Source organism: Paenibacillus sp. FSL R5-0378 (assembly GCF_038009285.1).
GTDB lineage: Bacteria > Bacillota > Bacilli > Paenibacillales > Paenibacillaceae > Paenibacillus_AQ > Paenibacillus_AQ favisporus.
This window is the reverse complement of record NZ_JBBPAY010000001.1, coordinates 6,806,498-6,831,019: the sequence shown is the minus strand read 5'-3', so window position 1 is coordinate 6,831,019 and position 24,522 is coordinate 6,806,498. Positions and strand designations below refer to the sequence as shown.

The following is a 24,522-nucleotide window of genomic DNA, read 5'->3' as shown; positions in this document are numbered from 1 at the left end:
CTTTTGAAAACGGAAACGGACAGCTGAAGCTGAAATGATACTAACGATGAACAACTGACGACGGACAAAGAACGTTGATCTAGGAGCACAGCGAGATAAGGATATCAAGGCAACAAGCTCGCTACAGTGTCACCCAAACTGGAGGGATACGGACAATGGCAACGGCAAACGGATTGTATCAGCCGCAAAGCGGCGATTTAACGGTGCAGTATGCGCCTTCGGCGCAAACGGAGCTGATCGAGAACCCGCCGAGGTTTACCTGGATCCCGGCGAAGCTGGAAGATGACCGGTACGTGCTGGAGGTGTCATCCGCGCCGGATTTTACCAGGGAGACGACCCGGACCTACGGGCCGATCCCCTACAATTTCTTTACGCCTTCCGAGGCCTTGAGGCCGGGAACGTGTTATTGGCGGTACGCGCTGCTCGAAGGGGAAGGGCCGGGGGAGCAGCAGTCGGAATGGAGCACCGTAAGAGAATTCCGGGTGCCGGAGGGACTGCCGGAGACGGCGCTCCCGTCCCGGAGCGAGCGCTACAGCCGGGTGCACACCGGTCATCCGCGGCTGTGGCTGCAGCCGGATGAGCTGGAAGCGTACCGCGGCACAGTAAGGGAGGATGCGGCAGGCAGCGGATGGCAGGCCTTCTTCGAGCAATCGGTCAAACCTTGGCTGACCCGGGAGCTGATAGGAGAGCCGAAGCCCTATCCGGACAACCGCCGGACGGCGGCGCTGTGGCGAGGAAGCTATTTGGCCTGCCAGGAGGTGCTGTACGCCATCCGGCATTTGAGCGTTGCCGGTGCCGTGCTGCAGGACGCCGGGCTGCTCGCGAAGGCGAAAGCCTGGCTGCTGCATGCCGCGTCCTGGGACCCGGACGGCCCGACCAGCCGCGACTATAACGACGAAGCGGCGTTTCGGATCGCCGCGGCGCTGGCCTGGGGCTACGACTGGCTCCACGGCGAGCTGACGGAGGATGAGCGGGAAGCGGTGCGGGAGCCGCTGCTCGCCCGGACCCGGCAGGTGGCGTACCATGTGATCCAGCGCTCGAAGATCCATCATGTCCCTTATGACAGCCACGCGGTCCGCTCCTTATCTTCGGTGCTCGTGCCCTGCTGCATCGCCTTGTTCGACGAGGAGCCGGAGGCCAGGGAATGGCTGAACTACACAGTGGAGTACTATTACACGCTGTTTTCTCCATGGGGAGGCAAGGACGGCGGCTGGGCCGAAGGGCCCCACTACTGGACGACGGGCATGGCTTACCTGACGGAAGGACTGAACCTGCTCAAAAACTTTTCGGAGCTCGACGTGTTCCGGCGGCCATTTTTTCAGCGTACAGGCGATTTTCCCCTCTACTGCTACAGCCCCACCACGTCGACGCGCACGGCCTTTGGCGACAACTCGACGCTCGGTGACGATATCATCAAAAAGGTCGGCTACAACATGCGCGAGTTTGCCGGCGTGACCGGAAACGGATGGTACCAATGGTACTTCGACCAGCTGAAGGACGCGAATCCGGAGGCCGACCGTATGTTTTACAACTACGGCTGGTGGGATTTTGCCTTCGATGACCTCGTGTACCGGCACAATTATCCGCAGGTTGAACCGGTAGAGCCTTCCGGCATCGAGCCCGTCAAATGGTTCTGCGACATCGGTTGGGTGGCGATGCATCATCGCCTGCACGATCCTGCGGAGCAGATTTCCCTCATCGCCAAGAGCAGCCGGTACGGCTCGGTCAGCCACAGCCACGGCGATCAGGGCGCATTCCTGCTGCACGCTTACGGGGAGCCGCTGGCCATTGAAAGCGGGTATTATGTCGCGTTTAACAGCTCGATGCATTTGAATTGGCGCAGGCAGACCAAGTCCAAAAACGCCGTCCTCATCGACGGGCAGGGGCAGTTCGCCGGCATGAACAAGGCGCTTAACCTGGCGGCTAAAGGGGAGGTCGAGGACGCCTGGCATGACAAGGGCGTATCCTACGCCCGATTGAATCCAACCTCCGCTTACCGGGAGTATGTACCGTATTTGAAGCAGTATAAGCGCGAGATTTATTTTGTACAAAACAGCTACTTCGTCATCGTTGATTCAATCGACCTGGAGCAGCCGGGACGGGTGCAGTGGCTCTTTCACACGCTGTACGAGATGGAGATGAAGGGCCAGTCCTTCCATGTGAACGGCAAGAAAGCCCTGATGGAAGGGCGCTTCATCTTCAGCACGTCCGGAGAGCTGGCGCTGTCGCAGACGAGCGGATTCGAGGGCGTGGATCCCAAGGAAATCGCCGGGCTCGATACGCACTGGCATCTGTCGGCGGAGACCAAGGACGCGTCCTCGCACCGGATCGCTACGCTGCTCCTTCCAAAGCGGCTGGATGAGGGCGGCAAATACATTTCTTATTTTATGGACGATCAAGGATTCAGTTATAATTTGTATTTGACGGACAACGGGCAAACGCAGAAGATCGAAATCGCGAAGGCGTTTTAGTTTATGAAATGACAAGCATAAGGAGGCGGAACAATCGTGAGCAATATCGGAGTTTGGGAGGACGCGGAGCCCGGCGTAAAACGCAAAATTTTGCAGCCGGGGGCGTCGCTGATGATGATGGAAGTACATTTTGAAGCCGGTGCGGAAGGATATGAGCATGCCCACCCGCATGAGCAGATGTCTTACTGCCTGCGGGGGCGAGTCGAGTTCACGATCGAAGGCAAGAAAACGGTCATCGCGCAGGGCGAGCACATCGTCATTCCGATGGGCGCCAGGCATGGGGCGAAGGCGCTGGAAGCCAGTGCATTGCTGGACTGCTTCACGCCGCTGCGTGCCGACTTGATCAAATATTAATTGACGGCACGACGGTCGCTGCTTCAGGTTCGTTTAGACGAAGTTAAGCGAGGCCAAGTATTAGTACCATGACTGCCATCACAAAGGCTGTTCCTAGACTGCCTCTCGGCACCTTTTGGACGTTGAACCGTCCATATGGAAGCCGCGGGGCAGTTTTTTTGCGCGGGACCACAGACAGTGGCGTTGCTATAATAGTTGGACTAGGGAAAAAAGCTGTACAATTGCACTTATGATCATCAGTCAGGCAGGGCATAGATGGAATAACTGCAAAAATGCAATTTTCGTGTGAAATGTGATCTGCGGAAAAGTGATCAGATTGAAAAAAAGGAGGAACGACCATGATTATCGGTGTTGTTTCGGATACGCATTTAAGAGAAGGCAGAGTAAAGCTCCCCGCAAAGCTGACGGAAGCGTTCCGGGAGGTTGACCATATTCTTCATTTGGGCGATTGGATGACCCTGGAGGTGTACGATCAGCTGTCAAAATTAGCTCCTGTGGACGGCATTGCCGGAAATAATGACGGATACGAGATCATTGAGCGTTTTGGCGAAAAAAAGATACTCTCCTTTGAAGGGGTACAGATTGGGCTTGTTCACGGACATGAGCCTTATTCATCAAGAATAACCACTCCGCAGAAGGCCAGGAAGGCCTTTGAGGGCGAGCCGGTTTCCTGCATCCTGTTCGGCCATTCTCACCAGCCTCACCTGCAGATGGACGACGGCGTGCTGATGTTTAACCCCGGTTCTCCTACGGACAAGCGCAGGGAGAAGCTGTATTCGTTTGGACTGCTTGAAATCAAAGGTGGCCAAGTCTTCCCCCGGCATATTTTTTATGAGGATAAAGGATAGGGATGCCCCGCAATGTTCAGAATTGGTATAGAATCAAGCGGTATACTCATTGAAGCGTTGTACGAAGAGGGAGGTTATGTGTAATCATGAAAATCATTAGTCATTTTCAGGACGCAGCGCAAACCAGACACCGGGGAGTCGAACCCTACTCGCTTCAGGAAGTTCGGCTCACACCCGATATGAACATCGAATACACCCGGGGTTTTTACGTTCATCACAACGGCGACTTGATTGGGATCGTGGCGACGGCGGAAGGACCGGTTTTCTTTCACAACCAGGACAAATATCTTCTTCAGGAGGGCAGCTACTCCTTTTTACTGCAGAAAAAAAATACGGAGAACATTTTCTTTTTCGAATGGCAGGGCGCTTGTGCGTTAAAAATCTCGTATACGCCCGTTCTGATCAACCATGGCGGAAGATGGGTCGACGATCCGGTGTGGGATTTTTTCAGCTGGCTGACGAAGGCGGTAAGGAAAAAGCGGTTCGCCGGATACTATACCGTGGACGAAATTTCCTCGCTGCTAGGCAATCGGGAAAAGGCTGCGCCAGGGCAGGCGCTGGTTCAAATGCGGGCATAAATTACGTTTTCTGAAACGCGGCTATACGTTTAAATAGCATACTTTACTTCATTTAGAAAGAACCGCTTTGCTGCGGTTCTTTCTTCTTGTGCCCGTCATCAAGCCGCTGCAAAGTTTGTGCTTTATCCTGCAATATAGGAAAAGTCATCATCTGCATCTGACCGTGGTTACGCCGATTAAGCGAAGATTACCTCTGACCGATTGCTGAGATCAAAAATTTATCCGCAAAGCTGCGTACCTAAAGTATTGCGGGTGTGCGCGCGAATACGCTATAATAGCGTTAAATACGGTAATGGAAAACGTAACCATTTCCATGACTAAGCACATTGAACGTTTGAAACCGCACCGCCATGCGGTTGATTTACCGCGCGTTATGCGGTTCATATTATCGGGGTATGGCGCAGTCTGGTAGCGCGCACCCTTGGGGTGGGTGAGGCCGTGGGTTCGAATCCCGCTACTCCGATAGTTCCCTTTATCAGCGCGGCGATGCCTGGGCATCGTCATCATATACGGCGTAATTGAGAACCATTTCAGTTGTTGTTTCATACAATTGAAGTGGTTCTATCATTTATTGCAAGATTTGCTAAGAAATCCATAGGAAAACGGGGGTGCCGGAGATGATGATTTCAGAATGCAATCCCGGCCAATTATCGCACGAGCAAATTACCGCACTGCTGTACAAGGGGATTTCCGACGACGGTCGGCCAGGCGACTGCATTTTCGTGTTCGGAAGCAACAAGGGCGCAAAGTACCGCGTTCCCGCAGCGGTTCAATTATACAAGGATGGCCGGGCACCGATGATTCTTTTTTCGGGAGGTACGATCTGGAAAGGGCAGCCTCTGCCCGAGGCGCTGATGATGAAGGAAAGGGCGGTGGAACTGGGGGTCCCTGCCGGACAAATTCTGGTGGAGCAGGAGTCACGGCATACGAAGGAGAATGTGCTCGCTTCGCTGCTTGTTCTGGACCGGGCCATTCCGCTGCACGGTATCCGCCGGATTCTGATCGTTACTTCCGCATACCATATGCGGCGGGCGTACTTGACCTTAAAGACGTACATGCCCTCCTGGATCGAATACTCGATGTGTGCCGCAGAGGATGCGTCGACCCGGGAGGACAACTGGTGGTTGACGCCGGAAGGGTTCAACCGGGCTTCGAATGAAGCCGGCAAGCTGGTCCGGTATGTGCAAAACGGAATCATTGCGGACGATATGTTGGATTTGGGATAGTTCTATGCTTTATTTAAAAAAGGACAACAGCAGCGCCTAAGCGGTTCAGGCGGGCCGTGTCCTTTTTCTTTTTTTTCGAAATATCCGCTGCTCTTGCGTGAACGGCAGGATGGCGAGCAGTCGTTTTCCCTTAAACTGCGCTCTCCATTTCCGCACCCGGTGCTTCATGTACCGCCGGTTTGGCCCGCCGCAGCGCATAGAACAGCAGTCCGAATACGAGCCAGCCGCCGCCAAGCAGCAGCGAGGAAACGTCCAGAAGGGTGACGAGGTACAGCACGAAGCCGGCACCGAGTAGCGGGCACAAAAGACGGAAAATGAGGTCTTTGGGAGTGCGGCCCTTTTCGCGGACGATGTAGTGGAAAATCACGGACAGGTTGACGAACAGGAACGCCGTCAGCGCGCCGAAATTCACGAATTTGATCGCCGTTTCGAGGCTGATGAACAGGGCGGACAAGGAAATAACGCTGGCCAGCACGATATTGAACACGGGCGTACGGAACTTGGGATGGATGGAAGCGAATGTCTTGGGCAGGAGAGAGGTTCTACCCATGACGAACAGCAGACGGGTGACGGTCGTCATGGAGGACATGCCCTGGGACAGAATGGAGAAAATGATGACGAACGTAAACACCGAGGCCAGCACGCTGCCTCCAATAGACTGCATCAGCTCAAAGCCGGCGGAGTCGGCGCTCGCAAACGAAAAGGAAGGGTACATTTGCTGGATTAAATAAGCGGTGGCAAAATACATCAGCCCGGCCAGGACGACAATGACCATAATGGCGCGGGGGATCGTCTTCTTCGGGTCTTTCGTTTCTTCGGCCATCGTCGTAATGGAGTCGAATCCGAGGAAGGAGAAGCAGACCAGCGAGGCTCCGGCCAGAATGGAAGAGAACGAGACGCCTTTTCCTGCGGCAAACGGGTCGAGTCCCGCGGTAATCCCGCCTTGCAGCGCGTTGTATACCAGGAGCGCACAGAAGCCGGCGATAAACAAAATTTGCATCAGGACGAAGATTTTACTGACATTGGCTGATGTTTTGATGCCAATGATATTGATCGCCATGACGACAGCCGTCAGGAGGATGATCCAGACCGCCGGAGGTACGGACGGGAACTGCGCGTTCAAATTAATCCCGAACATAAGCACGGCGATAATGCACGAAAATAAATAGTCGAGCAGGACGGCCCAGCCCACCACAAAGCCGAGAAACGGGTTCATCGCTTTGGTCACGTAGGTATACGCCGAACCCGAGACGGGGAAAGCCTTCGCCATTTGCCCGTAGCTTGCCGCCGTGAAGACGATGGCTATAAACGCCAGCATGTAAGCGGCCAGGAGCATGCCTCCCGAGCCCTCGTGAAGCACGCCGAAGCTGGTGAAAAAGATCATGGGCGACATCCAGGCCAGGCCCATGGTCACGACATGGGACAAGGATAAATCTCTTTTTAATGTTATGTTATTTGACATATGACATTCCTCCTCCAAAGGGATAAAGCAACTGACGGCGATTCGATATGTCATGACATCTCACATTTTTGCAGGCTATTTCCGAAAAATCAAGTCTTTTTTCTAAGTTTACATGCAAACACATGTTTTATCATGGCCTATAACCTCACATTGAACCGTCTTTTACAGCTAAATATTCGCATTTCTAAATTTATTTTGTAAATTTTTATTGCATGACGCCAAGAAATCATGTTAGTATTCATAACATAAACAACCGCATACGAAATGTCTTCTAGGGTTCCGGGTCGATGAAAGTCATCGGCTGGCTGGTCCGAGAGAAGGCGCACCGGGGCAGCCTGGTGTACACGGCGGGAAAAAAGCCCGGGAGAATCTATCAAAGCACGCTTTGATGTTTCTCCCGGGCTTTTTTTATTTTTAATTGGCAGGTTTGGGGTTCTCTGGCGTTTATGTCCGGCCAGCAGCAGGCCTGCTCCATAGGAGGAATGAAAATGACAGCAAGCTTTTCGATAACGATGGGTCCCGGCGGCAAATGGTCCGCCTATATTGGCAAAGGTAAGTCGGTCACCTTGACGGCCGCGGGCGATTCAGCGAATGTGTCTGCGCTGCTGTATCATGCGGCGTATCCTTCGGAGAGGTACAACATGCCGGATTCGCTCAAGGCGCAGCATACCGCTTTTTATACGGCCGGTCACGTGCTGATGAGCGATCAGGGCCGTGTCCTTGCATCCATCATTGAAGATACTGCCGGCTGGCATGATCCCCTGGGCGGGTACACGACCCGTAAGGGAACAGACGGCAAGTATGGTCCGACTTCGTACCAGCAGGAACGCAACGCCTGGCTGCGAAGCGGCGAGGAAAATCTGACGGTGGAGCTGTACCGCCATAACCTGACGCCGCGGGATTTGAGCGCGCCGGTGAATTTCTTCTCGAAAGTGGTGTGCGAGCTGGACGGGACGATGAGGTATGTTCCCCAGCCAACCGATGGGCGCTCCGTCACCCTCCGGACGGAAATGGATGTGCTGCTGGTCGTTTCGAACACGCCGCATCCACTCAACCCCTCGGCGGTGTATCCGAGGGCAGCGGTGGAGATCCGTATAACGGATGCCGCGCCAATGACGGAAGACGATATGTGCGTGAACCACTGCGGTGAGAACCGGCGAGCTTTTGAAAATACATGGAATGCCTATGCACTTATGAAAGGGGCGAATTGAAAATGAGCACATTTCAAGCGGTGGCAAGCGAACGAAACGCGGCGGATGCCGTGTACAACCACATCATAGCTGCAGGAGAGGGCTGGATTTATGACCTGTTCCCCGGGCAGGTGCTGCGCATCGTCGATATGGAGGGCAATCAGGCGGTGGACACCCTGTTTTATTCCAAGGAAGATCCGGGCGATCATTACAGTGCGGTCCGTACGATTACCCGTCAAAATAACATTTATCTGACCACAGGCTCGGTGCTCGTAGCCGAATCGGGGCGGGAGCTGCTGCAGATTACGGCCGACACCTGCGGCCGGCATGACACGCTTGGCGGTGCCTGCTCGGCCCAGAGCAATACGGTGCGGTATTCCCACGACACGCTCCCGATGCATAACTGCCGGGATACCTTCATGCTGATGCTGGCGGGCCGGGATGAATTTACGAAGCGGGATTTGGCCCCGAACGTCAATTTTTTCATGAATGTGCCGGTGACGCCGGAAGGGGAGCTCACCTTTGCGGACGGTGTATCCGGACCGGGACGTTACGTCGAGCTGACGGCGCTGGCGCCGGTCACCGTCCTGATCAGCAACTGCCCGCAGCTGAACAATCCTTGCAATGCCTATAACCCGACGCCGGCGCAGGTGCTGGTCTGGAATGCGGAAGGAGGCGAAGGCAATGTTTAAAAAGGTGCTGATTGCCAACCGCGGAACGATCGCGGTACGGATTATCCGGACGCTGCGCGCGATGGGCATTGCGTCGGTGGCCGTGTACACAAAAGCGGACCGGGACAGCCTGCACGTGGAGCAGGCAGATGAAGCGGTGCTCATTGGAGACGGACCGGCGAAGGAGAGCTACGTGAATGCCGAGCTGATCCTGCGTACGGCTCTGGAAAGCGGGGCGGACGCGGTGCATCCCGGATACGGTTTCTTAAGCGAAAACGCGGGGTTCGCCAGAGCATGCGCCGAGCACGGCATCACGTTCATCGGGCCGTCCCCCGGGCATATCGAGCTGTTCGGCCTGAAGCATACCGCGCGCTCGATGGCTGAGCAAGCGGGGGTGCCGCTGCTGCCGGGCACAGGGCTTATTTCGTCGGTGGACGAAGCCGCCGGGCAAGCTGAAACGATCGGCTACCCCGTCATGCTCAAGAGCACGGCCGGCGGCGGAGGCATTGGAATGCGTATTTGCGACGACGAAGCGGCGCTGCGGGATGCATTCGAATCCGTGACCCGGCTGGCGGCGGCGAATTTCAATGACGGGGGCGTTTTTCTGGAGAAGTATATTGCGCGGGCGCGCCACGTCGAGGTGCAGATCTTCGGCAACGGCGACGGCGAAGCGGTCGCTCTGGGCGAGCGCGACTGTTCCGTGCAGCGCCGGAACCAGAAGATCATCGAAGAGACGCCGGCGCCGCTGCTGGCGGAACCGGTGCGCCGGGAAATGCACGAAAGCGCTAGGCGTCTTGCCGCAGCCGCAGGTTACCGCAGCGCCGGCACGGTCGAGTTTTTGTACGATCCGCAGGAGGAGAAGTACTACTTCCTGGAGGTGAACACCCGGCTGCAGGTGGAGCACGGCGTCACGGAGGAGGTGCTCGGCATCGACCTCGTGGAATGGATGGTCCGCGAGGCGGCCGGCGATTTGCCGGGACTCGCGCAGCGGGTGCGTGAACCGGAGGGGCACAGCCTGCAGGTGCGTCTGTACGCGGAGGACTGCGTCAATGCTTTCCGTCCGGCGGACGGCCGGATCGACGCGGTGGTCTGGCCGGAACGCGCAAGGATCGAGACGTGGATTCAGCCGGGCCTCGAAGTGACCACGCTCTATGACCCGATGCTGGCCAAAATTATCGTCCACGCCAAGACGCGGCAGGAAGCCGTTTCCCGGATGATCGAGGCGCTGCAGGCGCTGCGCGTGTACGGTGTGACGACAAACCAGTCTTATATCGAAGCTTTTCTGGATACCGAAGCGTTCCGTGAAGGGCGGGTCTATACGAACATGCTGGCCGGTTTTGAGCCGGCCGAGCCGGCGATCGAGTTACTTGACGGCGGCGTTCAAACCACCGTACAGGATCTTCCGGGCCGAACGGGGTACTGGGATATCGGCGTACCTCCATCAGGGCCGATGGACCGGCTGGCTTTTGCTATCGGCAACCGGCTGCTCGGCAATCCGGAGGAAGCGCCGGGTCTGGAAATGACGCTGCGCGGAGGAAGCTACCGCTTCCGCGGCGCCATGCGGTTCTGCCTGACCGGGGCCGATATGCGGGCGGAGCTGGACGGCGAACCGGTGCCGGCGTATACCCCGGTGACGGCGTCTGCAGGCTCGGTGCTAACGCTGAGAGAAGCCGCCACCGGGATGCGGGCTTACCTGCTCGTCGCCGGCGGGCTGGATATGCCGCTGACGCTGGGCAGCGCCTCGACGTTTACGCTCGGCGGCTTTGGCGGCCATACCGGCAGCGCGCTGCGGCCGGGGGCGGTGCTCCGGGTCCGCAGCGACTCGCCGGACCGCCAGTCCGAGTCTCTAAGCTTCCTTGCACCGGCATCGCAGCCGGCGCTGACGCGGGAATGGACCCTCGGGGTCATTCCCGGACCGCATTGTACCGCCGAATACCTGCTTCCGGCGTATTTGGACCAGCTGACCTCCACGGTGTGGGAGGTACATTTCAACAGCTCGCGCACCGGTGTTCGCCTGATCGGCCCTGCGCCGCTGTGGGCCCGGGAGGATGGAGGCGACGCCGGGCTGCATCCGTCGAACATCCACGACAACGCCTATGCCGTCGGCGCCCTGGACCTGACGGGTGACATGCCGATCCTGCTCGGACCGGACGGGCCGAGCCTCGGCGGGTTCGTGTGCCCGGTCACGACAGCGACGGCGGAGCTCTGGAAAATCGGGCAGCTCCGCCCGGGCGATCAGGTCCGTTTCCGGCTGATTACTGTAGAGGAAGCCGAAGAGCTGAGAGCAGCCCAGGAGGTATTTCTGCGTGAGCTCTCCGGCGGAGCGTCTGTGCCGAAGCTGCCTGAGCTTCCACATACATCCCGCGGCGACTATATGCCGCTGCTCGCATACGAGGAAGAAGGGCGGCGCTTTCCGACTGCGGTGCGCTGCTCCGGGGACGAAAATATTTTGGTGGAATACGGGGAACGCGAACTCGACCTGCTGTACCGCTTCCAGGTGTACGTCCTAATGCAGGCGGTCACAGACAGCGGAAGCATCCCGTATATCGAAATGACGCCGGGCATCCGTTCCCTGCAAATTCATATCGATGCCTCCCGCATGTCTGTAAAGGAGGCGGCGGCGAAAGTGATGGAGATCGACCGGACGCTGCCGCCGCTCGATTCCATCGAGGTCCCTTCCAGGATCGTCAAGCTGCCTTTATCATGGGACGATCCGGCCACAAGGCTGGCGATCGAGCGCTATCAGCAAAACGTGCGTCCGGATGCGCCTTGGTGCCCGAGCAACCTGGAGTTTATCCGCCGCATGAACGGGCTGGGCTCGATCGAGGAGGTGGCGGAAATCGTTTTTAACGCCTCCTATCTGGTCATGGGACTCGGGGATGTATACCTGGGAGCGCCGGTTGCGGTTCCGCTGGACCCCCGCCATCGGCTGGTGACGACCAAATACAATCCGGCCCGCACCTGGACGCCGGAGAATGCCGTCGGCATTGGCGGAGCCTACTTGTGCGTATACGGCATGGAAGGGCCAGGGGGCTACCAGTTCGTGGGGCGAACGGTACAGATGTGGAACAAATTCCGCCGGACGGCGAACTTTGAGCAGGGGAAGCCGTGGCTGCTGCGCTTTTTTGACCAGATCCGCTTCTATCCGGTGTCGGAGGAGGAACTGCTGCGAATGCGGGAGGACTTCCCGCGCGGGGAGTTTACCGTCGACGTCGAAGAAACGACGTTTAATCTCGGCGAGTACCTGGCCTGGCTGGGCACGATCCAGGAGGAATCAGCGGTGTTCCGGACGTCCCGGCAGGCCGCGTTTCAGCAGGAGCGGGCGTACTGGAAGGAGCTTGGCATCGCGGAGCATGTATCCGAACCGGAGGCAGCCGCGACCCAAGAGCAGGGGGCGCTCCCGGAAGGAAGCCTCGGCGTGAACAGCTCGATGTCGGGCAGCGTCTGGAAGGTGCTCGTAGAGCCGGGCCAGGAGGTCCGTAAGGGCGAGACTATTATAATAGAAGAAAGTATGAAAATGGAGTTTTCCCAGCCTGCCCCGTTCGATGGCATCATTGCCTCTGTCTTTGTGACGTCCGGCGATCAGGTGCGGGCAGGCGACTGCATCGCAGCGATCTTTCCGTTGGAAAAGGAGGCGGCGTCATGAGCATCCAGGCAGTTCCTTTCGAACTGAGTATCCATGCCCTCCAGCAGGGTTACCGGAGCGGCAGCTTTACGCCGCAAGAGGTGATCGCGGCCATTATCGGGCGTGCGGAACGGGATAGCGGGATGAATATTTGGATCCTGCCGCCGGAGATGGAGCGGATCGCCCCTTACCTGGAAGGACTGGAGGGGCTGGATCCGGCGGTCTGTCCGTTATGGGGCATCCCGTTTGCGGTGAAGGACAACATCGACGTGGCCGGCTGGCCGGTCACCGCGGCTTGCCCCGACTATGCGTATGTGCCGGAACGGCACGCGCCGGTGGTGGAGCGGCTCATCCAGGCCGGTGCGATTCCGGTGGGCAAGACGAACCTGGACCAGTTCGCCACAGGCCTTGTCGGCACGCGGAGCCCCTACGGCGAGACGCATAATGCGCTCCGTCCGGAGCTGATCAGCGGCGGCTCGAGCTCCGGCTCGGCCGTCAGCGTCGCCCGCGGGCAGGCTGCGTTCGCCCTCGGCACCGACACGGCCGGCTCGGGCCGGGTGCCCGCGGCGCTGAACGGCCTGGTCGGCTACAAGCCGGCCGTCGGCGCCTGGCCTGCGGCGGGCGTCGTTCCCGCCTGCCGCAGCATCGACTGCGTGACGGTGTTCACCCGTCACGTGGACGACGCGGCCGCCGTGGATGCGGCCGCACGCGGGTGGTGCGCGGACGATCCGTACTCCGCGGACCGTCCGCTGCACCGCGGCGAGCAGCCGAAGACGTGGCTGCTCCCGCAGGGCCGCCCCGAGTTTTTCGGCCCGTTCGCGGCCGAATACGAGGCGGCCTGGAACCGGGCGAAGGAGACGATCGCCCGGTCCGGGGTCCGCGTGCAGCAGGTGGATGTGTCCCTGCTGCAGGAAGCGGCGGCCCTGCTGTACGAGGGGCCGCTCGTGGCCGAGCGCTGGAGCGCGCTCGCCGGCTTCATCGAGGCGCATCCCGGGTCGACGTTTCCGGTGACGGAAACGATTCTGCGCTCGGGGGCCCAGGCCGAGCATACGGCGGCAGCCCTCTTCCGCGCCCAGCATCGTTTGGCTGAGATTCGCAGGGCTGTCCGTACCTGGCTGCGGCAAGCTGTTCTGGTGCTGCCGACCTGCGGCGGCACGTGGACGAGGGAGCAGGTCGGAGCCGACCCTATCGGAACGAACAGCAAGATGGGCCTCTATACGAACCACTGTAACCTGCTGGATCTCAGCGCGCTGGCGATTCCGGCCGGGCAGGCGGGGCCGGAGCTCCCCTTCGGCGTGACGCTGTTTGCGCTTCCTGAAGAAGAAGCGAACCTGACTGAAGCCGCGCGCTTCCTGCTTCGGGTGCAGGACACCATCCGCGTCGCCGTCTGCGGGCTGCATATGCGCGGCATGCCGCTGGAGCCGCAGATGACGGGTCTCGGCGCGGTATTTGCGGAAGAGGCGCAAACCGCCCCGGTGTACCGGCTGTACAAACTGGCGACCGATCCGCCGAAGCCTGGGCTGGTACGGACGCCTCTAGGCGGGGCGCCGATCGCGGTGGAGCTGTGGGATATGCCGGTGGCGTCTTTCGGCAGGTTCACAGCCTCGATTCCCGCGCCGCTCGGGATCGGTCGGGTGGAGCTAGCGGACGGGCGGAGCGTCCCGGGTTTTGTCTGCGAGGCGTACGCCGCAGAAGGGGCGCTGGACATCACCGTGTCCGGTGGCTGGAGAAACGCGATGGCCGAAGTATAATCTGCTTATGAGGACTGTCATCCTGACCAACTGTTCAACAATCTGGCGGTAAGCGTTGTAGTTTTATTGGTTACTAATGGAGATTAATATTGAGCGTTTTATGGAGCGTCTATTTGAATAAAATCATTGAATCCTTAATTCGCGGATGATATACTCATAAAAATTCCAGTATATCCCTTATAAAGCATTGATGAGAAAGAGTAGTTGAACCTCGTCTTTTCCAGAGAGCCCCTATGAGCTGAAACGGGGTAAAGATGAGCATAATGAAGATGGTCTCTGAGCTGCACTTCGAAACCATTTTGGGAGTAGGTTGTGACGGGCGCACCCGTTATCGTGCTAGGGTATACAAACATTTTTTTGACGTACCCGAAATAAGGTCGATGCGTGCGTCGATGAACTTGGGTGGTAACACGGAGATAACTCTCGTCCCTTTACGGGGCGGGAGTTTTTTTAGATTATAGAATTTATCAATGTTCAGCGGAGCTGAAGCGATTCTATAATCGCAAGAAAAACTTCCGCTAAGCGCGGTCTGTCTTCGATGAAGGTACGTCGATGGACGTTTTTCTTGTCAAAATTGATTTGGGGAGGTTTATGAGATGGAACGAAAACATACTTTTAATGAAGTTGCCAAGGAGTACGATCAGTATCGACCGAGTTACCCGAATCAACTGTTTAAAGAAATTGTGGAGTACGCCGATTTGAAAACGACAGATGATATACTCGAAATTGGTTGTGGTACGGGCAAGGCTACAAGCGGGTTTGTTAACCTAGGTTATTCTCAAATAACTGCCGTTGAGGCGGGTGAAAATCTGGCGAATCTGACTCGCAATAAATTCAGGGACAAATCCAGTGTCACGGTTGTTAACTCTCCGTTTGAAGACTGGCATCATCAAGGGCTACGTTTTAAGCTGGCCATTTCGGGAACTGCGTTTCATTTCATCCAACCGCAAGAAGCCGGATACCGTAAAGTCCATGACCTGCTTAACGATCAAGGATCTGCGGCCTTTTTTTGGACTGTCCATATTCCATCGTTTAATGAAATATTTAACGAAATTCGAGACATTTACAGAAAATACGCTCCCGAGCTCGATGATTCACGTAACCCTTCCCTGGAACAAATTATTGAGGAACGCTCGCACTTGACGTTACAAGGCGATCTATTCAATGAGCTCGAGGTCAAGCAGTATCAATGGGAAGACACCTATGCAGCAAGTGATTATATTTCTTTGCTAAATACAAATTCCAGACATCGGTTAATTCCGGAAAACGTGCGACATGACCTGTTTAGAGGGATAAAAGAGGTCATTGATGAACATGGAGGTACAATCGTAAAACCTCAGGCCGTTGTTTTATTCCTCGCGAGAAAAAATAAACTCGTTTAATAGGCCATCTGGGTTCATGAAAGTCATCCAGCCAGTCCGGTCGCAACCGGTTCTGGCCTTTTTTATGGCAACAAAAACTGAGAGATTGTTACGAGCATACTACTTCAAATCTTTATTCCATACGGCCCAAAAAGCAAGCGCGATTAACGCATGGCCCTCCGCCTCCTCGAAAATGTATTGACAACATGTGGAAGAGGGGATAGATTGAACTCATAAACACGTGTTTATGCCTAAAGGCGTTATTTTTTGGATGGCGAATGCCGGATTCGCGATCGTACATACACGCATGGTGAAGCGGAGCTCACGGATACTGCAGCTGCGCCACATATTGTGAACACGTGTTAATGAATTTGGAGTGTGCAGGATGAGGAAGAACGACATCAACAGCATCGAAATCGCCAGAATCGCAGGCGTCTCGCGAAGCACCGTCAGCCGGGTGATCAACAATTACCCAAACGTGCCGCAGGCTACGCGGGAGAAGGTCATGCAGGTCATTGAGAGGTACGGCTATTCTCCTAATTTCTCGGCACGCATCATGACCGGTATGAAAACGCTTACCATTGGTCTGTTCCTGATTTCGCCGGAGGCGATTCACGACACGCTGACCCACGCGCTGATCGGTGATGTGATCGAGAGCGCGTCCAGCCGCGGCTACTACGTCCTGACCCACATTATCCGGAGCACAGGGGACACGGAGACTGTCCGCAAGGTGAAGGATACGTTTTATCAACGGCGGATTGACGGCGGCATATTTATCGGCGCGGCGAATCATGAGCCGTTTATCGAGGAGCTCATTGCCAAAGGATTTGTGGCGGGAATCGTAGACCAGCATCTGGAGGGGCGACTGGAACCGAACCGGGTGATCTGTAATTTTGACAACAAGCTGGGCATGAAGCAGGGAGTCGATTACCTGGTAGGCCTGGGTCACCGGAACATTGCGTTTATTGCGGGCGATCCGCTTCGCTGCTCGGGTCCCGAGAGAATGGAGGCTTTTCAGGATGCAATGGCTGCTCACGGTTTGAAGTTGAACCCGGACTGGGTCCTGACATCGGATTTCTCCGAACGAAGCGGATACGAGTCGACCGTGCGCTGGCTTCAGAGCATTCCAGACCTGCCGACAGCCATCTTCGCCTGCAACGACAGCGTGGCATTCGGGGCGCTTCGGGCCTTGAACGAGGCCGGATTGCGGGTACCCGATGACATCTCCCTGATGGGGTTTGACGATCATCTCTTAAGCTCCCGCATACAGCCGGCGCTAACCACCATACGCGTGAACTTTTCCGAAATGATCGACATGCTGACGCGGCAGGTCATCGAGACCATTGAGGACGAGACACAGATGTTCAAAAAATACGTAGGGACCGCGGAGCTGGTCATCCGGGACTCGTGCCGGAAAGTGTGATTTAAACAGTAAGGATGAAATGTGCGTCGGATTAAGTGTTTGGCGGAAACAGAAGAGGAATCTATTGGCTGCTTAGGGTTCGTAGTAAAAAAGCTATCCCAATTCAGGGCTGTTAAGGAGGATTTTTATATGACGGCAGGCGCATTAGGAACCAAGCTGGTTACACAAATCGGGATTGTCGTGAAAGACATCGATACCGTTTCGCAGAGCTATGCGGATTTTCTGGGGGTGGAGCGGCCGAAATGGTCCTGGACCGACACCGTGGATGTCGCCCAGACGGAGTTTAACGGGCAGCCTTCGGAGGCGCGTGCGAAGCTGGCCTTTTTTGACTGCGGGCAGCTGCAGATCGAGCTGATCGAGCCGGATGAGCATCCGTCGACCTGGCGCGAATTTTTGGATGAGCATGGTGAAGGCGTGCATCATATCGCGTTTGGGATTCAAGGAATGAAGGACAAGATCGCCGTGCTGGAAGGCCGTCACATGCCGCTGATTCAAAAAGGCGAATACACTGGCGGGCGCTACGCATACATCGACAGCAGCAACGAGCTGAAAGTTCTGATCGAGCTGCTGGAAAACGATTAATCCGATAAGCAGGTGAGGTGCTGAAGCTATGAATATTTTGATTACGGGATCGGCCCGGGGGCTTGGCTTTGAAACGGTCAAAGCGGCGCTTGCGCTTGGGCATACCGTGTTTGCAGGCGTGCGGGATATGGAGCGGCATACCGAGCCGCTACGTGCACTGCGTGCAGCCCATCCGGACCGGCTCACGCTGATCGCAATGGATGTCACTGACGAAGAGAGCGTGAAAAACGCCAAGTCAGCCGTGCTGGAGCACACGGATGTGCTCGATGCCCTGATTAACAACGCAGGCGTGCTGATCGGCCGCGAGCATAAGCTGGAGGAGCTGGATTTTGCCGATATGGAACGGTCCATGCTGGCGAACCTGTACGGGCCGATGAAGGCCGCGAAGCATTTCCTTCCGCTGTTGCGCAGGAGCGCCCAGCCATGCATCATCAACATCAGCTCGGAGGCAGGATGCTTTGCCGGGGCCTACGGCGGGGATTATCCTTACGCGATATCCAAAAGCGGGCTGAACTACTTTACCGCCCAGCTCCGCAAGGAACTGACCCCTCAAAACTTTGCGATCTATGCTGTACATCCCGGCTGGATCCGGACTCCAATGGGCGGCGACCAAGCGCCGGGCGACCCGGCGGATACCGCGCAGGGCTTGCTGCGCATCGTGGAACGAACCGTCATTCCTGACCCGAATGCCTGGATGGTGAATCATCGCGGGGAAGCGATGCCTTTTTAATGGTCACGATTTGGACCACCGTATTGCATTCGACAATAAGGAGGATGCCACATGAAAACGATTTGGGCGGTTGTCGGTGACTGTTATCATGAAGCCGAGCCGGCGAAAAAGTCACTTGAACAAGTCTTAGAGCCCTTCCTGGCGAATGGACAAACGGGGCTGCTGTACAAGGAAGTTTCCGATCTCGCCGCCGGGCAGCTTGGGCAGAAGCCGGACCTGGTTATTTTATTTGCGGAGAACCGTCTTGAGCCGCAAAGCGACCCGGAGGCCGCCTGGATGACGGAGGACATCGGCCGGCAGATCGAAGCTTACGTAAGTGACGGCGGTGCCTGGCTGGCATGGCATTCCGGGCTGGCGTCGTATCCCGAGCACGGCGCGTATGTGAACATGCTGCGGGGATATTTTTTATCCCACCCGAAGGAGCACAGTGACGTGACCTATACACCGGTCGGCGGATCAGCCTTGGGCGAGCTGGACGGTACGTTCCGGTTTAAGGACGAACACTACTTTGTCGCCTGCTCCGAGCCGGAGACCGAGGTGTTCCTGCGCTCATCATCGCGGGACGGCGAATCCATTGCCGGCTGGTTGCATCCTTACGGCGAGGGACGGGTAGCCTGCGTGACGCCGGCTCATCTGCCTGAGGGATTGCTGGACGAAGGGTTCATCCGGCTGATGCAGCGGGTGATTGCATGGAGCCTAGAACTCGAGCCGGTGATGCGTAGGGAAGGAAAGTGGTCCTGAGCAGAATTTCGTCCTTATGAGGAAGTGGTTCGAGGAAGGCGAGGCGTATAAGCTTGTATAGACCACCTGGATGCCTGAGTGACTGAGGGTTCTCTTGGCATGAAGAATTGGCGGAGATGAGCTAGGCCAAGCAAGATGGATAAGCAGATGGAATGAATTCAGGAAAGGCAGACGGATGCGTCTGCCTTTTTTGTCTGACAATCGATTGGTATGGCGAGGTTTGCGAGCGATGCAATGCGCCATAGGAGCATGGTTAATGGCTGCCATGTCTGATGGTGTTTGCGATATCAGATCTAGGTATTTCGATCGTTTAGCCCCGCGCCGTATGCCCTCCCAGCACAACGCAGCGGAGGGGACGAAACAATTCCGGAGAAGCGGAGCGGTCGCCTTTGTCCCCGAATTTTATCCATCTATAGATTCCACAAAAATTCGGGGGCAACAGCGATCGGAGGAATGTTTCGTACACGGAGCGCCCATCGAAGCACCAGCGCCCATTGAAGCACCTGCGTCTATCGAGCACCGTGGTCCATCCCACACCAGGCATGGCTCCATCGAGCCTCAAGCACTCACCACCGGCCATCCCCATGCCGCATTTTAACAGCCCGCCCATCATCCAGAAGCGTTAATTCCCGCTATCAATCGGTAGATCGCTCTATAGCAAGCCGATAAAGCGCTTTCTATAATGAAGTCATACGGCTGGGGCGGGAGCGGATGCCAAGCATACCTGACTTCCACCCGTGCAGCCAGAGACTTGCAGAGACAGGAGGAAAATGAAGCGAATGATCACAAACAGCCAAACGGACGCGGTCCAGGTCCGGCAAACCGGCTCCCTGATCCGCGTATCCACGGATCGGATGACGCTGGAGATCGACCTGGAACAGGGCCATTACAGCGCTGCCGGCGGCACGCTGTGGGACTGGAAAGAAATCCGCAGCGCCATCCGGTGGAACGGGCGCGAATACCATACGGGCAGCTACGACCGCCACAGCTTGAATGGGGAGCCGGAGAGCATCGAGGATGCCTTCGGAACCGGCGTTCATTTAACGCTGGTGCATGAATCCGACATGCTCCCGACGCTGGAGCAGCATTTCTGGATTTATGAAGGTGTGCCGTTTTACCTGACGCAGCTGGTGGCTGTCCATAAGACGCGCATCCGGCTGAACCGGATGACGGTGCTGCGGTGCGGGCAGCTGTCCTTTGGGCCGACCATGGACAAGGAAGACGAGCTTATGGTGCTCCGCGTTCCCTACGACAACGACAAGTGGGTGCGCTATGAGACACAGACGGCGCCGCTGCGCACCGAGAGCTACGAGGTTACGGCCTTGTTCCGGCCGCACAGCCGGCAAGGGATCGTTGCCGGTTCACTGAGTCATGACGTCTGGAAAACCGGCATCAAAATCCAGGGCGAACACCCGGGAACACTGGATGAGCTGGAGCTGTACGCCGGCGCTGCCGGGGAAATGACCCGGGATTTTCAGCCGCACGGTTACGTCCATGGGACGCGCGTGGCTTCGCCGGTCGTATTCGTCGGCGGGTACGACGATTACCGCCGCGGCCTGGAGGCTTACGGACGGGCTAATGCTACCCTGTCGCCGGCGCTTCCGTGGGAAGGCGGGGTCCCCGTTGGCTGGAACAGCTGGTCAGCCGCCATGAGTACGCTGGATTACGATCTGTACACATCGACGAGCGATTTTTTGAAGCGCGAGGTTCAGGGGGATGGTTTTCAAAATAACGACACGCTGTACATCAACTTCGACGCGTTCTGGGACCGTCTGACGGATGAAGAGATGGAGGATGCGCTGAACCGGGTGCGGCAAAACGGCCATAAGCCGGGGACGTACTGGACACCGTTTGCCTTCTGGGGCAGTCCGTCCCAATTCGACAAGCCCGTGGAGGGAACGGATGGCGAGTTCACGTACAGCGACATTTTGCTGCGGGACGCTGAAGGCGAAATCCTGCCGGACATCGCCGGCGGCCTGGCGATCGATCCGACCCATCCGGGGGCGCTGAAGCGCATCGATTGGTTTGCAGACAAAATCATCCGGGAGGGCTTCGAGTACATCAAGCTCGATTTTATGGCGCACGGTGCGCTGGAGGGGCAGCATTACCGCCCTGAAATCACGACAGGTATTGCTGCCTATCATTATGGGCTGTCTTATTTGGCGAAAAAGCTGTCTCCGGAAGCCGCCGGAAAGCCGATCTTCATCAACCTGTCGATCGCGCCGCTGTTCCCGTATGCCTTTGCACACAGCCGGAGAATTTCCTGCGACGTGTTCGGCATGATCGGGGATACCGAGTACCTGCTCAATTCGCTTACTTACGGCTGGTGGATGAACAATACGCTGTACCGGTTCAACGACCCCGACCACTCCGTGCTGTACAAGAGCTTTAACCAGGAGGCCACCACCCACCATGAGGGGCGAAGCCGGCTGACGGCATCCGTGATCGCGGGGACGGTGCTGCTGCTCGGAGACGATTTCAGGCAGGAAGAAGCAGCCTCCCGCGCCAAGGCTTGGCTGCGGAACGGCAGCATCATGGAGCTTGCACGTAAGGGCACAACGTTCGTTCCGGTGGAAAGCGCCCAGGGCGGCCGTGCGGCGGACGTCTTTATGCTGGCTGATCCGGACGAGGAGGGGACGGTCTACCTGGCTGTGTTCAACTTCGACGGCAAACAGGCGGCGGACAAGACAGTCCCTCTGGACCGCTTGGGACTCGACCCGCTCGCAGCTTACCGCGTAACCGACCTGTGGGAAGGGACCGAGAGCGAGGCCAGCGGGGAAGTCCGCTTAAGTCTTGACCCGGCGGCGTCCACCATTTTGAAGTTATGCATCCAACCCTAATTTCAAGGAGGATTGAGGATTACCGATGAGTACACGAACCCGGTTTATCCCGAAAATATTGCTGATGGTATGGGCGGGGCTGCTGGCCCTGTCCTGGCCCGGGGCTTCCTGGGCCGCAACTTCTCAAACGGCTGCCGGAACGGGAGCCAATGCAGCAGCAGCTTCGTACGAGGCGGAAGCTGGCGCCAACACGTTTACGGGTAATGCGGGTCCTGCGGACTGCGGAACCTGCTCGGGCGGCAAAAAAGCCGGCAACCTGTACGGCGGCTCCACCCTGCAGTTTAACGGCGTCACCGCGGACCAGGCCGGCGTCTATACGATGACGGTGCACTACATTTCCGGCGACCCCCGCGCCGCCGTCATTTCGGTCAACGGGGCGGAAGGGGAAAATTTCAACTTTCCCAAAACGGCGGACTGGAATACGGTCGGCACCTACGATATCCAGATCGACTTGAAGCAGGGCAGCAATACGATCCTCTTCGACGACGGCGGCGGATACTCGCCGGATATCGACCTGATCGAGCTGCGGCTGGCATCGGCCGGCGACGGCGTGCCGGACCATGACGGCAGCATTGGCGAACTGGGCAAACAGCTCTATGTCACGAAGTACGGCCCCATTACGCTGACCGAGTATCAGCGCGGATTTAGTGTAGCCAATCCGTCGTATGAACTGCTGTACAACACTTCGACCGGCCTGTCCCAGTACAACTGGAACCATAAGCCGGTGATCAAGGGTGCCTACAGCGAAATTCAGCTGGACAAGGCGGTGGCGAGCAAGGATTACGGCAAGCATACGTTTAAAGCCAAGGACGGTGTGACTCCCTTCCGTGACGCCACGGGCGAAGGCATCAAGGTTACGGTCCACAGCGAGCAAAAAGGACTGCCGGATCTGAGCCAGGTCTTTTACATTTATAACAATGGACCGTATGTGTTGGCGGAAGTGACGGCTTCCCAAGCCGCCGGGCTGACGACGAACCAAATTACGCCGCTGGCTGTGGAGGCCCGGGGCGGAATCGATATCGGCAGCTACGGCGACAACCGGGTGCTCGTGACGCCTTTTGATAACGACAGCTGGTCCCGGTATCAGGCGAAAAGTATCAATACGAGGTTAAATACGGATAACTATGTCAGTTCCGAACTAACAGCCATTTATGACAATACAAGCCGAAAAGGTCTGGTGGTCGGTTCCATTACGCATGACACATGGAAAACCGGAATCCACTGGAGCGGCACAGACAATAAGCTGAACGAGCTGCGCGTGTATGGGGGCTTTACTTCCCAGGCTTCCACGCATGACAGCCTGCCGCACGGAAGTGTGTCCGGAAAGAGCGTGACTTCGCCGAAGGTGTTCATCGGTTTGTACGACGACTACCGCAAAGGCATGGAGGGTTACGGCCAGGTGAATGCCGCGATTGCGCCGCCGCTTGCTTTTGGCCAAAACATCCCTGAAGGCGTACCGGTCGGCTGGAACAGCTGGGGCGCTTATGCCGATCATCTCAGCTACGACAACGCGGCAGCCGTCTCCAATTATGTGAAGGAGCATCTGCAGAACAACTCTTTCGAGAACAACGGGAACGTGTATATTAATCTCGATTCGTATTGGGACAACATGACCGACAAGCAGCTGGCCGATCTCGTGAAGCTGATTCACGGCAACGGCCAGAAGGCAGGCATCTACTACTCCCCGTTCGTTTATTGGGGGGACAACATGGACCAGGTAGTTGAAGGGACCGACGGCAAGTACAAGTACGGGGATATCGTGCTGAGGGATGCATCCGGCAACGTTCTGCCGAAGCTGGACGGCGCTTATGCCGTGGACCCGACCCATCCGGCAGTGAAAGCCCGGATCGACTACTATATGAACCGTTTCAAAAAGGAAGGTTTTGAGTATATTAAGGTAGACTTCCTGTCCCATGGCTCTTTGGAAGGCCGGCATTATGATTCGAAAGTGCAAACCGGCATTCAGGCGTACAATCAAGGAATGGCTTACCTCGATCAGGCCATCGGCGGTACGATGTTCATCAGCGAATCGATCGCTCCGCTGTTCCCGAGCCAATATGCGCACAGCCGCCGCATTTCCTGCGACGTGGACGGAAGCCTGGGCAGCACGGAATACCAGCTGAACAACTTGACTTACGGCTGGTGGCAGAACGGGACGATTTATCATTACACCGACCCGGACTATATGACGCTGGTGAAGGGCGGCTCGTATGAAGGAGCGCAGACCCGTGTCAATGCGGCGGCCATTTCGGGTACGGTCTTCCTGAACTCCGACGATGTGAACGACCCGGCGGCGCGCCAATACATGGAGAGCCTGCTCACCAACCCGGAAGTGAACGCGCTGGCGGTGAAGGGCAAAGCCTTTAAGCCGGTGGAAGGAAATACCGGAACGAAAGCGGCGGACCTGTTTGTGCTTGAAGACCAAGGCACGTATTACTTGGCCGTGTTCAATTACACGCAAAATCCGGAGCAGCGTCAGATCGACCTGAAGCGTGCCGGTATTCCTGTCCAAGCGGGGGCTTCCGTTCAAGTGACCGATTTGTGGACCGGGGAAAAGGTAACGGCAGGTGCAACGCTGGACGTTACGCTGAAAAGCGCCGAATCCAAGCTGTACCAAATTAGTCCTTGAATTTGACTTTGCCCATAGGCTGGTTTATCTTGGGACAGGA

The 24,522-nt window shown here is 56.9% G+C and carries 17 protein-coding genes, 1 tRNA gene, 1 riboswitch and 1 other annotated feature; of the genes, 17 read left to right on the top strand and 1 reads right to left on the bottom strand.

Annotation, left to right across the window (positions count from 1 at the left end):
- The first annotated feature begins 155 nt into the window (after positions 1–155).
- From MKY74_RS31555 to MKY74_RS31530, 6 genes are all read left to right on the top strand, one after another.
- Positions 156–2,471: a DUF4962 domain-containing protein gene (locus tag MKY74_RS31555; protein WP_076175513.1), complete on the top strand. Its 2,316-nt coding sequence runs from the start codon at positions 156–158 to the stop codon at positions 2,469–2,471.
- 36 nt (positions 2,472–2,507) lie between these two features.
- Positions 2,508–2,825: a cupin domain-containing protein gene (locus MKY74_RS31550; RefSeq protein ID WP_076175515.1), complete on the top strand. Its 318-nt coding sequence runs from the start codon at positions 2,508–2,510 to the stop codon at positions 2,823–2,825.
- Positions 2,826–3,163: 338 nt separating this feature from the next.
- The gene (locus tag MKY74_RS31545; RefSeq protein WP_076175517.1) at positions 3,164–3,673 is read left to right on the top strand and encodes a metallophosphoesterase family protein; all 510 of its coding nucleotides are present in this window, start codon (positions 3,164–3,166) and stop codon (positions 3,671–3,673) included.
- An 86-nt stretch (positions 3,674–3,759) separates the two neighbouring features.
- Positions 3,760–4,251 carry a hypothetical protein gene (locus MKY74_RS31540; RefSeq protein ID WP_076175519.1) on the top strand — a complete coding sequence of 164 codons (492 nt, stop codon included), beginning with the start codon at positions 3,760–3,762 and terminating at the stop codon, positions 4,249–4,251.
- A gap of 389 nt (positions 4,252–4,640) precedes the next feature.
- A tRNA-Pro gene (locus tag MKY74_RS31535) sits at positions 4,641–4,714 on the top strand.
- Between the two features lie 154 nt (positions 4,715–4,868).
- Entirely contained in the window at positions 4,869–5,477 is a 609-nt protein-coding gene (locus MKY74_RS31530) for a YdcF family protein (RefSeq protein WP_076175521.1), read from the top strand.
- A gap of 130 nt (positions 5,478–5,607) precedes the next feature.
- Here the strand turns inward: MKY74_RS31530 and MKY74_RS31525 are convergent, their stop codons facing one another.
- A complete protein-coding gene (locus MKY74_RS31525) occupies positions 5,608–6,939 on the bottom strand; it encodes an APC family permease (RefSeq protein ID WP_076175524.1) in 1,332 nt (443 codons plus the stop codon).
- A 260-nt stretch (positions 6,940–7,199) separates the two neighbouring features.
- A riboswitch (guanidine-I (ykkC/yxkD leader) is annotated at positions 7,200–7,308 on the top strand.
- 119 nt (positions 7,309–7,427) lie between these two features.
- Between MKY74_RS31525 and MKY74_RS31520 the strand changes: the two genes are divergently transcribed.
- The 11 genes from MKY74_RS31520 to MKY74_RS31470 all read left to right on the top strand — a co-directional run bounded on the left by MKY74_RS31520 (position 7,428) and on the right by MKY74_RS31470 (position 24,482).
- Entirely contained in the window at positions 7,428–8,150 is a 723-nt protein-coding gene (locus MKY74_RS31520) for an urea amidolyase associated protein UAAP1 (protein ID WP_076175526.1), read from the top strand.
- A 2-nt stretch (positions 8,151–8,152) separates the two neighbouring features.
- The gene (locus tag MKY74_RS31515; RefSeq protein WP_076175529.1) at positions 8,153–8,821 is read left to right on the top strand and encodes an urea amidolyase associated protein UAAP2; all 669 of its coding nucleotides are present in this window, start codon (positions 8,153–8,155) and stop codon (positions 8,819–8,821) included.
- Entirely contained in the window at positions 8,814–12,446 is a 3,633-nt protein-coding gene (gene uca / locus MKY74_RS31510; protein WP_076175532.1) for an urea carboxylase, read from the top strand. Before MKY74_RS31515 ends, uca begins: the two co-directional genes overlap by 8 nt.
- On the top strand, positions 12,443–14,176 hold the full coding sequence (atzF, locus tag MKY74_RS31505) for an allophanate hydrolase (RefSeq protein ID WP_076175534.1): 1,734 nt from the start codon (positions 12,443–12,445) through the stop codon (positions 14,174–14,176). The genes uca and atzF overlap by 4 nt, the downstream gene beginning before the upstream one ends.
- A gap of 178 nt (positions 14,177–14,354) precedes the next feature.
- Positions 14,355–14,610 (top strand) — a binding site (T-box leader).
- Between the two features lie 162 nt (positions 14,611–14,772).
- The gene (locus tag MKY74_RS31500; RefSeq protein ID WP_076175537.1) at positions 14,773–15,558 is read left to right on the top strand and encodes a class I SAM-dependent methyltransferase; all 786 of its coding nucleotides are present in this window, start codon (positions 14,773–14,775) and stop codon (positions 15,556–15,558) included.
- A 364-nt stretch (positions 15,559–15,922) separates the two neighbouring features.
- Positions 15,923–16,960 carry a LacI family DNA-binding transcriptional regulator gene (locus MKY74_RS31495; protein ID WP_084204191.1) on the top strand — a complete coding sequence of 346 codons (1,038 nt, stop codon included), beginning with the start codon at positions 15,923–15,925 and terminating at the stop codon, positions 16,958–16,960.
- A 129-nt stretch (positions 16,961–17,089) separates the two neighbouring features.
- On the top strand, positions 17,090–17,542 hold the full coding sequence (locus tag MKY74_RS31490) for a VOC family protein (RefSeq protein ID WP_076175540.1): 453 nt from the start codon (positions 17,090–17,092) through the stop codon (positions 17,540–17,542).
- Positions 17,543–17,570: 28 nt separating this feature from the next.
- On the top strand, positions 17,571–18,272 hold the full coding sequence (locus MKY74_RS31485; protein WP_076175542.1) for an SDR family oxidoreductase: 702 nt from the start codon (positions 17,571–17,573) through the stop codon (positions 18,270–18,272).
- A 51-nt stretch (positions 18,273–18,323) separates the two neighbouring features.
- Positions 18,324–19,013 carry a ThuA domain-containing protein gene (locus tag MKY74_RS31480; RefSeq protein ID WP_076175544.1) on the top strand — a complete coding sequence of 230 codons (690 nt, stop codon included), beginning with the start codon at positions 18,324–18,326 and terminating at the stop codon, positions 19,011–19,013.
- A gap of 779 nt (positions 19,014–19,792) precedes the next feature.
- On the top strand, positions 19,793–21,853 hold the full coding sequence (locus MKY74_RS31475; protein WP_076175548.1) for an alpha-galactosidase: 2,061 nt from the start codon (positions 19,793–19,795) through the stop codon (positions 21,851–21,853).
- Positions 21,854–21,878: 25 nt separating this feature from the next.
- Complete coding sequence (locus MKY74_RS31470; RefSeq protein ID WP_076175551.1) at positions 21,879–24,482, top strand: carbohydrate-binding protein; 2,604 nt, start codon at positions 21,879–21,881, stop codon at positions 24,480–24,482.
- The last annotated feature ends 40 nt before the right edge of the window (positions 24,483–24,522 follow it).

Bases quoted from the DNA above. Each gene is read 5' to 3' on its own strand.
- MKY74_RS31475 (WP_076175548.1), top strand. From the start codon at position 19,793: ATGATCACAAACAGCCAAACGGACGCGGTCCAGGTCCGGCAAACCGGC.
- MKY74_RS31490 (WP_076175540.1), top strand. From the start codon at position 17,090: ATGACGGCAGGCGCATTAGGAACCAAGCTGGTTACACAAATCGGGATT.
- MKY74_RS31480 (WP_076175544.1), top strand. From the start codon at position 18,324: ATGAAAACGATTTGGGCGGTTGTCGGTGACTGTTATCATGAAGCCGAG.
- MKY74_RS31520 (WP_076175526.1), top strand. From the start codon at position 7,428: ATGACAGCAAGCTTTTCGATAACGATGGGTCCCGGCGGCAAATGGTCC.
- MKY74_RS31515 (WP_076175529.1), top strand. From the start codon at position 8,153: ATGAGCACATTTCAAGCGGTGGCAAGCGAACGAAACGCGGCGGATGCC.
- MKY74_RS31530 (WP_076175521.1), top strand. From the start codon at position 4,869: ATGATGATTTCAGAATGCAATCCCGGCCAATTATCGCACGAGCAAATT.
- MKY74_RS31485 (WP_076175542.1), top strand. From the start codon at position 17,571: ATGAATATTTTGATTACGGGATCGGCCCGGGGGCTTGGCTTTGAAACG.
- MKY74_RS31555 (WP_076175513.1), top strand. From the start codon at position 156: ATGGCAACGGCAAACGGATTGTATCAGCCGCAAAGCGGCGATTTAACG.
- MKY74_RS31545 (WP_076175517.1), top strand. From the start codon at position 3,164: ATGATTATCGGTGTTGTTTCGGATACGCATTTAAGAGAAGGCAGAGTA.
- MKY74_RS31495 (WP_084204191.1), top strand. From the start codon at position 15,923: ATGAGGAAGAACGACATCAACAGCATCGAAATCGCCAGAATCGCAGGC.
- MKY74_RS31470 (WP_076175551.1), top strand. From the start codon at position 21,879: ATGAGTACACGAACCCGGTTTATCCCGAAAATATTGCTGATGGTATGG.
- atzF (WP_076175534.1), top strand. From the start codon at position 12,443: ATGAGCATCCAGGCAGTTCCTTTCGAACTGAGTATCCATGCCCTCCAG.
- MKY74_RS31540 (WP_076175519.1), top strand. From the start codon at position 3,760: ATGAAAATCATTAGTCATTTTCAGGACGCAGCGCAAACCAGACACCGG.
- uca (WP_076175532.1), top strand. From the start codon at position 8,814: ATGTTTAAAAAGGTGCTGATTGCCAACCGCGGAACGATCGCGGTACGG.
- MKY74_RS31525 (WP_076175524.1), bottom strand. From the start codon at position 6,939: ATGTCAAATAACATAACATTAAAAAGAGATTTATCCTTGTCCCATGTC.
- MKY74_RS31500 (WP_076175537.1), top strand. From the start codon at position 14,773: ATGGAACGAAAACATACTTTTAATGAAGTTGCCAAGGAGTACGATCAG.